This window comes from Bavariicoccus seileri WCC 4188 (genome assembly GCF_000421665.1).
GTDB lineage: Bacteria > Bacillota > Bacilli > Lactobacillales > Aerococcaceae > Bavariicoccus > Bavariicoccus seileri.
Map to the genome: position 1 here is coordinate 1 of NZ_ATXL01000064.1, position 8,341 is coordinate 8,341.

Consider the following 8,341-nt stretch of genomic DNA (forward strand, 5'->3'; position numbering starts at 1 on the left):
GTCTTCGAGCGCCTACGGCGATCCAGTCAATGGATTTAAATCAGTCATCACGTTAATTTTTTGAATCAATCGTCTACAAGGGAGAAGTATGCCTTCAAACAAACAAGAGAATCGTAAGAAGGTTCATTTAGTTAAAATCTACTCCGAGAACGCACTATTTTGTAGAAAAATTCCCAATTTTTCCAAGAACGATTAATTTATTCAAGAAACCAGCTTAAATTATAGAGCTATGAATTATTCAGGTATAAGGATAGCTTGCTTCACAAGCTTATAAAGAATTTAAAAAAATCAAAAACGTTCGCAAAGGTCTGTGCCTCGACTTACGCTCGACTGATCGAACCATTGCATGAGCTGGAAGCTAAATAACCAGCTCTATTTTCAATTTTAGCGTACAAGCTTATAAGAATAGGACCCTTAAACAAATTGAAGTGTCTCTATGGTCTTTTTTAGTAGTTTTAAATGGATTTTAAATCCCTATCACATATAAAAAAGTCATTTCAATTGAGTTCGTCCCTTACGTAATCGAAAACCTCTTTTTTACCAGAGATTAAAGTAATTCAGCAGCCACATGAGCGCCACCACAACAATACCGGTAGGCACACTGGCGTATAAATTGGTTAAAACTGTTCTAAAGGTTAGTCTTTGATTGGTTCGCTTGATTTCAGCGTTTAACTGGTTAAAGACTTGGTCCATCGTTTTGGTTATGGTCTGGTTGATCTCGCTTAACTGTTGGTTGTTCTGACTCATTTCGCTCTGAATCTTCGCGATTTCGGTCTTGTTTTGCTCTAAAAGGTCGTTCAAGATCGTTTTCAGGCGTTTCAAGGATTCGATTGACTGCTTTTGAGCTGTCTCGTTGAAGTCGGTTTGTGTGGTCTCTAAGTTTTTTAAGCTGCTGTTGAAGGTGTTCAGGACGGAGTTCGTCACTTCTTGAATCTCTTGTAAATTGTTCTCCAGATTGGCTTTCTCCAAGCTTTTCTGTTGCAGCGTCGCTCCGCTGTAATTCCGGATCTCGGTCAATACTTGAATCAGTTGCTGCAGGTCTTGGCTCGTTGCTTCCTGATTGTCCGGTTGCGGAATCTCTGCTTTCTGTTGGTTCAATGTGTCTTTCAAAGCCATTAAAAATCGTCTCCTTTTCATAATCACTGCCTAACTTGCTCACTCTCACCTTTTTATTGGCATTTAAATGGGTGTAGGTGATTGTTTTCCCTCTCAGTTTAACATCTACCCCATTTTCGTTTAAAAGCTCTGAGAAACTCTTAAAACCGCCTGTACGACCCCTCGCCTGATCTACTACTTCTCTGATTTCGTCTTTCCAACTGCTTTTGCCTTTTTCTAATAATGATTTTTCAGCGGTGGTATAACGGACATTAGCCGGTGCTTCGGGAATCGTTAAACCATGTTCCAGGCAAATTTGATCGTTCGCGTCTTTCATTTCTTGAATGGCTTTGTGGCCATGGGCTTGAAATTTTAAACCAGTATCCATATTGACGCTATTAATCACTAAATGATTATGAATATGATCTTTATCGGTATGCGTATAAATGGCTACTTGGTGACCGGCAGCGACTTTTTCGGCTAATTGATAACCTAATGCATTGGCTTGCTCCGGAGTGACCTCACCGGGCTTAAATGACTGAATCAAGGTATGCGCTTGGACTTTATCGTCCTTGCCATAAATCATACGGGTAGCTTTCATTTGGGTTTTCGCGTAATTGACGTCGCAATTGAAGCCGCTTTTGACCGTTGAGCGCGGTTCAGCGTAGTTAATGCAGCGTGAACAACTGGTGCTGCGCGCTAATTTAATTGTTGCCATATCTGATTCAGCTCCTTTTGCATCTTTTGCAATTCAGCCGTTAGGTTGACGGCTAAATTCGAATCTAATTCGGTTGCGTTCGTTGCTCGTGCCATCTGATTGACATTGTTCCCAATCGCACGTAATTGCTTGGCAATCTCCACGGCTCCTGGTCGGTCAATTTTCGGCGTGACGAGCTTAGCCCCTTGTGCCTTGCTTTTTACAAAAGCCGGCACACTCATTTGAAAAATTTCAGCGGAGCGCTTCATCTTTTCAAATTCGGATTCGCTCACTCGAAAGCTAATTTGTTTCGGCTCTTTTCGCTTCGGTTTGGCCTCCGCAAAAGGGGCCTCAAAAATCTCTCGTTCGCTCACTAGTCCCACCCCCTGTTTTTCTTCTCTGTCGTTCAGAAAGGAGCATAACACTAAGGCGCACTTGGCTGTTAGTGTTATGCTCCTTTAAGGGGTTTGGCAAGCTCTATGTTTGCGTAGGAAAAAATGGCCCTTTATGCACTGTCTTTTTTCGGTAGTTGTCCGAAAAAAGACAAGCTCATTACATAAAAAAAGATAGAAATTCACTTTTAAAAAAGTGAATTTCTATCTTTCGTAGTGCGTCCAAGCCGACCAAATAATGACTTCTTTTGCGTCATTATCAACCGAGTAAACCACTCGGTGTTGAATATTTAATCGTCGGGAATAGTTATCTTTTAAATTTCCGACTAGCTTCTCATAAGGCGGTGGATTTTGAAACGGGTTCTCTTTTAAAATTTCCATTATATCTTTAAATTTTTGCTCTAAATGAGCCGATTTTAAATTTTTAAGGTCTTTCATTGTTGATTTTGCTAACTTTATAGAGTATCCCAATCGATATCCTCCAATGCAACAAACTCATTTTCTTGTTCACGCTGGCGGATCACATCTGCTACGCCAGCAGATTGAAGGTATAATGTTTCTTGAATTGCGTCCCAGTCTTTTTTACTGACCATAACGGCTTCACTTTCTTCGTTTTTGCCAGAGATATAAATGGGTTCGTTAGTTTTATTGACGTCTTTCAATAGTTGATAAAAGACTTTTCTAGCTTGGCTAGGGTTTACGATAGACATAAGCTATTCCTCCCTTTAACATCTTTCTTACTATTGTAACGTACTTGTCTAAGTACGTCAAAGATGTTGTGAATGCATGAAATTGCTTAGAATCATGTATTGCAAAATAAGAGATTAATTTGACAAACCGTCATAAAAATAAAAACCAGTCAAAACTAATAATAATATAGGTATTCCATAAGCTAAAACTCCTATTAATCGATCTACTAAAAATAAAAAAAAATTCTTTTCAATTTTTATTTATGGTATGACATAAATAAAGTAAAGTTATTCGTCTAGGTTAATCTTATTAATACTCTTTCTCACTAGTGTTGCATGCAACACTAGTGAGAAAGAGCATTAAATATACTGCAAGGCAAGACATTTGGTAATTGAAGAATAACAAGCAAAAAAATAGCAGTCAGGTCTCTTGACAAAGTATAGTTGCTATTCTTTTTTTAGGCCCTACTTTAATGAAATTTTTGTTTGGAGGGAACGATTTCATTCCTTTGATTATTTCAGTTGAATTTAATAGAGAAGCCTGGCGTCTATTAAGAAATACTTTTCTTGATGAGCGTCAATTTTTTTAACGGAAATCTATCCTATACTAAATTCAGTAAAGAAAAAGGAGGCATCAAAGGAAGCTATTTTAAACAAACCAAAATTATAGGAGGAATAGATCATGACTGAAAATAAAGCTTCTCAAGAAAGAACACCCCAAGAAAGATTGCAAGAAGAACAAGAACACAAGGAACATGTTCATCATACGAAAATTAATGCAGCGGCCATTGCGGATCATCTTTTAGGCAACATGCATACATTACATGTGAAACTGCACCAATATCACTGGTATGTAAAAGGAGCCAATTTCTTTACGTTGCATGAAAAATTTGAAGAGTTGTATAACGAAAATGAAAAATGGTTCGACAAACTTGCGGAGCGTCTAATTACTTCTGGGCATAAACCTGCTTCGACAACGGTTGAATTTGAAAAGTATTCGATGCTTTCGGAAGATGCAGTTAATAAATACGCTAAAGCAGAAGACATGGTTGAAAATATTATCGAGGACTTCAGAAGCACTCGTGACCTAACTATTCGCGCGATTCGTTTAGCTCAAGACGAGGGTGACGATGCTTTAGAAGATACACTGATTGCTTTTAAAAATGACTTAGATAAAAACATTTGGATGCTGCAAGCGTTCATTGGCAAAGAGGCATTGGAAGACGACGATGCGTTTGATGAGGATGAAGATTAAGGTAAAAGTAGAAGCTGATTTAGGGATTGGAATTCTTTCCAGTCCTTTTTCTATTTTCTTGATGTGCATCAATTTTTTTGTAGTAAGAGACTTATATAATAAAAGCAGCGAATATAAACAAAATAAATAAAGGGGGAGAATGAATTGACTAAACATACCCATCATGAAATTGGTGACCACTCAGCTTGTATCCGCTTAGTCCCGATATTCAATCATTTGGAGGAAAGCTCGATGGATCGCATCGCTGGAAAAGCTCACACGAAGCACTATCAAAAAGGGGAGTTTCTGTTTCGCTCGCAAGAAAAAGATGATGCCTTGTATATTGTGAATCGCGGAAAAGTCCGCATCTATCGCTTGTCTGATTCTGGTAAAGAGCAACTAGTGCGTATTTTGAATCCGGGTGACTTTACGGGAGAATGGACGTTGTTCAATCCTGATGCTGTGCACGAGGAATACGCAGAAGCTACTCGAGATACGTCTGTCTGCATGATTCAACAACATGATGTACAAGAGTTTCTAAAAGAGTATCCTGCAATTTCGTTAAAACTGCTAGGAGAGATGTCGCAGCGGTTAGAAAAATCCGCACGTCAAACCGCACAAGTAGCCATGGAGAGTGTCATTACCCGTTTAGTTTTGTTTTTGGCAGAAAATGTGGAACCTGAAATGGGCAACTCTCCCACCATCACCCTGCCGATGGCAAAAAAGGACATTGCTTCCTATTTAGGAACGACACCTGAGACCATCAGTCGCAAATTTGGAGAATTGGAGGACGAGGGATTGATTCAACAGCTGTCTGGGAAAAGGATCAAGATTCAGGATTTAGATGATTTATTGCTTTACAGCGAATAATCGGACACACTTTTTTCTACACGTTGGTGTTCTGTCGCTCTTCATTAACAACGGGACAGAACTCAGTGCTTTTGCGTCAAGAAGAAGTCGCTTTGAGTTACGTTTTGTGGTACTCAGTGGGTCGGTTCTTCATTGAAGGTATGCGAACGGACAGTTTATGGATTGGCGAGTGGATCCGCGTTTCGCGAGCCTTGTCTCTGGCCCTGTTTATTGGCGCGATTATAGTATGGTTTATACGCAGACAAGATTATCCACCAATTTCTTATTATTCTGATGGCAATAAGGGGCAGAAAAAGACTATTAAGATGGTGAATTGAGCAAAAAAATAAAAAGAAGTGCAAAACTTGATATGCGTCAATTTTCGTTTGCTAAAAGTGAGCTATACTACAGTTGTAAAGAGGAAAAGGCAGTGTTCATTAATCTGCTGCCGATAAAATAAAAACACATAAAGGAGATAGGAATTATGGAAAAAGCTATATTGCAATTAGAAACGTTGTCTTGTCCAAGTTGTATGCAAAAAATTGAAGGTGCCGTAAAATCAGTTAACGGTGTTGATAAAGACAGCATTAAAGTATTATTCAACTCCAGCAAAGTCAAAACCAATTTTGATTCAGCTGTCACTTCGATTGAAGAGATTCAAAAAGCTATCGAAAACGTAGGCTATCCGGTCCTTAAAGCAAAAGTCAAGGCCGCTTAACAGATTAAATGAACTAGGCAATTCTGGAAGAAAAGCTATTTTTCCGGGATTGCTTTTTTGTTGCAATCCGATTCGAGGTGCTTAGAAACGATAAAAGAGAACTTTCTAAACTTGATAGCCGTCAATTTTTATTCGATAAAAAGAGGGTATCGTTATAACTGTAAAGAGGAACAAGTGTCATTGAGGCTGTTAGATCAAAAAAATAGTGAAAAGGGACACGTATTTTTTCAAAACTTGATGTCAGTCAATTAATTACTTAGGCAATTATCTTATACTGTGTTTATCAATAAAAGAGAAATTAAATTTGGAGGGAAAAAGCATGCAACAATATATATTAAGCAAGAAAAATGTTATCACCGTCATCAGTGGATTGTTAATCGCACTCGGTTTCTTCAGTCACTTTGTTTTAGAAAACGTAGGACTTTCAGAGTGGTCTTTGATCATCGCCTCTGTCTTTGGGATTACGCCAATTGCCATTCAAGCGTTTCAAGCAATGAAAGTCAAAGTCATCAGTATTGATGCCTTAGTCAGTATTGCAGCGATTGGTGCGCTTTTTATTCAAAATTATGAAGAATCGGCTATTGTCACGTTCTTATTCTTATTCGGACACTACTTGGAACAACGAACGTTGAACCAAACGCGATCTGCTATCAAAGAATTGACTGAAATGGCACCCGAAAGCGCCTTGAAACAAATGGATAATGGCGAATTTGAAGAAGTAGAAGTGGATGATGTAGATGAAGGGGATATCTTGCTCGTTAAAACGGGTGCGAAAGTTCCAGTAGATGGTACAGTCCTTACGGGTGAAGGGCATATCAATGAAGCTAGCATTACAGGTGAAGCTGTTCCGGTCAACAAGCTAGCTGATGCAGAAGTTTTTGCAGGAACCATTTTAGAAAACGGAACGATTCAAATCAGAGCTGACCGAGTTGGTGAGGACACCACATTTGGAAAAATTATTGAACTCGTGGAAGAAGCACAAGATTCTAAATCCGAAGCGGAACGGTTCATTGATCGCTTTTCTAAATACTACACACCAGCTGTCTTGGTTCTGGCAATTGTTGTATGGGCGTTCAGTCAAAATATTGAGTTAGCAATCACCATCTTGGTTCTAGGTTGCCCAGGCGCATTAGTTATCGGAGTGCCTGTCTCAAACGTTGCCGGTATTGGGAATGGTGCTCGTAACGGTGTTCTTTTAAAAGGGAGTGAAGTCATTCAAGACTTCAGCAATGTGGATACAATTGTATTTGATAAGACAGGTACTTTAACTGTCGGAAACCCAACCGTTGCAGCGACTGAACTGTATGAAAAAGATTCTGCTGAAACGCTTGGCTATCTGGCCAGTGTGGAACGGGAATCAGATCATCCATTAGCAAAAGCGGTCTTAAATCAAATTGGAGAAACAAACTTTTATCCTGTTGAAGGAACTGAAGTCGTGAAAGGCGGCGGAATCGTTTCAAGTGTAGCTGGACATAGAGTGGCTGTTGGGAATGTGGCCTTGATGGAAAAAGAAAATGTCACTCTCAGCAAAAAAGTGCAAAAAGATGTCAAACGGTTTGAACAACAAGGGAACTCTCTCGTTTTGACAGCGGTCGACGGTGAATTAAAAGTACTGATGGGCATTCGCGATCAAGTCCGTCCGGGTGTGAAAGCTAATTTGCAGGAATTAAAAGACTTGGGCGTGAAAAATCTAGTCGTTCTTTCAGGAGATAACCAAGGAACCGTTGATGTGGTCGCCGGCGAACTTGGTTTAACCGAAGCACACGGCCACATGTTGCCGGAAGACAAATCGGCTTATATCGGAAAACTTCAACAACGTGGTCAAATTGTAGCCTTTGTTGGAGATGGCGTTAACGATAGTCCGTCCTTAGCTTTAGCAGACATTGGCATCGCAATGGGAAGCGGAACGGACGTAGCGATTGAAACATCCGATGTCGTTTTAATGAACTCGGACTTCAGCAACTTGCCTCACGCATTAGGATTAGTAAAAGCCACCGCAAATAATATGAAACAAAATATCGCGATTTCAATTGGAGTAGTGTTGGTCTTGTTGACCAGTGTCTTCTTCAGCGAATGGATGAATATGTCTATCGGAATGTTGGTTCATGAAGGTAGTATCTTGGTGGTAATTTTCAATGGCATGAGATTAATAAAGTATAAGTTGAAAGGTCGAAAAGAACAAAAAGAAGTATCAGCACCTGCAGAGAAAGTAAAAATATCTTAAGAATAAATTAGAAGAGGCTGAGACAATAGTCCATCCTTGAAATGACAAAAGCGGAAACTCAGATTTTTAAATCTGGGATTTTCCGCTTTTTTGAGTTCTTGAAAAAAAATAAGAGTATAGAGTACCTAGATAATTCATAGTTTTATGAGTTTGCGCTCTAAAACCGTATTTCTTCAACATTTGTAAAGAGTTTCTTTTTTCACCCATTTGGTGCGTGAAAAAAGAACACCTTTCTGTTAATGTAAATTTGACGAAAATACAAAACAGAGGTGTTCTATATGTCAAATTTACGCGATAATCGACTAAGTTTCAATAAAAATGTTCAAATTTCCTCAAAAAGTGAAAAGCTATCTTCCCATGGCGGATTGATTTTGGTTCGTGAGTTCCTCGAAAAAATTCAGTTTAATAAATTAGTGAAGAAAAATGTGCATTTTGAAGACAAG

9 protein-coding genes are annotated in these 8,341 nt (G+C 39.1%); 5 read left to right on the plus strand and 4 right to left on the minus strand.

Features of this window, described 5'->3' with window-relative positions; translation table 11 throughout:
- Nucleotides 1-676: 676 nt before the first annotated feature.
- The 4 genes from H541_RS0109950 to H541_RS0109965 all read right to left on the minus strand — a co-directional run bounded on the left by H541_RS0109950 (nucleotide 677) and on the right by H541_RS0109965 (nucleotide 2,894).
- A complete protein-coding gene (locus tag H541_RS0109950; protein WP_022797155.1) occupies nucleotides 677-1,813 on the minus strand; it encodes a relaxase/mobilization nuclease domain-containing protein in 1,137 nt (378 codons plus the stop codon).
- Nucleotides 1,795-2,166, minus strand: coding sequence for a MobC family plasmid mobilization relaxosome protein (locus H541_RS0109955; RefSeq protein WP_022797156.1), 372 nt, complete (start codon nucleotides 2,164-2,166; stop codon nucleotides 1,795-1,797). The genes H541_RS0109950 and H541_RS0109955 overlap by 19 nt, the downstream gene beginning before the upstream one ends.
- Nucleotides 2,167-2,388: 222 nt before the next feature.
- Nucleotides 2,389-2,655 carry a Txe/YoeB family addiction module toxin gene (locus tag H541_RS0109960; protein WP_022797157.1) on the minus strand — a complete coding sequence of 89 codons (267 nt, stop codon included), beginning with the start codon at nucleotides 2,653-2,655 and terminating at the stop codon, nucleotides 2,389-2,391.
- The gene (locus H541_RS0109965; RefSeq protein WP_022797158.1) at nucleotides 2,640-2,894 is read right to left on the minus strand and encodes a type II toxin-antitoxin system Phd/YefM family antitoxin; all 255 of its coding nucleotides are present in this window, start codon (nucleotides 2,892-2,894) and stop codon (nucleotides 2,640-2,642) included. The genes H541_RS0109960 and H541_RS0109965 overlap by 16 nt, the downstream gene beginning before the upstream one ends.
- Before the next feature lie 661 nt (nucleotides 2,895-3,555).
- Here H541_RS0109965 and H541_RS0109970 point away from each other — a divergent pair.
- From H541_RS0109970 to H541_RS0109995, 5 genes are all read left to right on the plus strand, one after another.
- Complete coding sequence (locus H541_RS0109970) at nucleotides 3,556-4,128, plus strand: Dps family protein (protein ID WP_022797159.1); 573 nt, start codon at nucleotides 3,556-3,558, stop codon at nucleotides 4,126-4,128.
- 144 nt (nucleotides 4,129-4,272) lie between these two features.
- Complete coding sequence (locus tag H541_RS0109980) at nucleotides 4,273-4,977, plus strand: Crp/Fnr family transcriptional regulator (RefSeq protein WP_026501771.1); 705 nt, start codon at nucleotides 4,273-4,275, stop codon at nucleotides 4,975-4,977.
- Nucleotides 4,977-5,294: a prolipoprotein diacylglyceryl transferase family protein gene (locus tag H541_RS0109985; protein ID WP_476693100.1), complete on the plus strand. Its 318-nt coding sequence runs from the start codon at nucleotides 4,977-4,979 to the stop codon at nucleotides 5,292-5,294. The genes H541_RS0109980 and H541_RS0109985 overlap by 1 nt, the downstream gene beginning before the upstream one ends.
- A gap of 146 nt (nucleotides 5,295-5,440) precedes the next feature.
- Nucleotides 5,441-5,674, plus strand: coding sequence for a heavy-metal-associated domain-containing protein (locus H541_RS0109990; protein ID WP_022797162.1), 234 nt, complete (start codon nucleotides 5,441-5,443; stop codon nucleotides 5,672-5,674).
- A 319-nt stretch (nucleotides 5,675-5,993) separates the two neighbouring features.
- Nucleotides 5,994-7,898, plus strand: a complete 1,905-nt coding sequence (locus tag H541_RS0109995; RefSeq protein ID WP_022797163.1) for a heavy metal translocating P-type ATPase — start codon at nucleotides 5,994-5,996, stop codon at nucleotides 7,896-7,898.
- Nucleotides 7,899-8,341: the final 443 nt, after the last annotated feature.

Bases quoted from the DNA above. Each gene is read 5' to 3' on its own strand.
- H541_RS0109965 (WP_022797158.1), bottom strand. From the start codon at position 2,894: ATGTCTATCGTAAACCCTAGCCAAGCTAGAAAAGTCTTTTATCAACTA.
- H541_RS0109970 (WP_022797159.1), top strand. From the start codon at position 3,556: ATGACTGAAAATAAAGCTTCTCAAGAAAGAACACCCCAAGAAAGATTG.
- H541_RS0109950 (WP_022797155.1), bottom strand. From the start codon at position 1,813: ATGGCAACAATTAAATTAGCGCGCAGCACCAGTTGTTCACGCTGCATT.
- H541_RS0109990 (WP_022797162.1), top strand. From the start codon at position 5,441: ATGGAAAAAGCTATATTGCAATTAGAAACGTTGTCTTGTCCAAGTTGT.
- H541_RS0109995 (WP_022797163.1), top strand. From the start codon at position 5,994: ATGCAACAATATATATTAAGCAAGAAAAATGTTATCACCGTCATCAGT.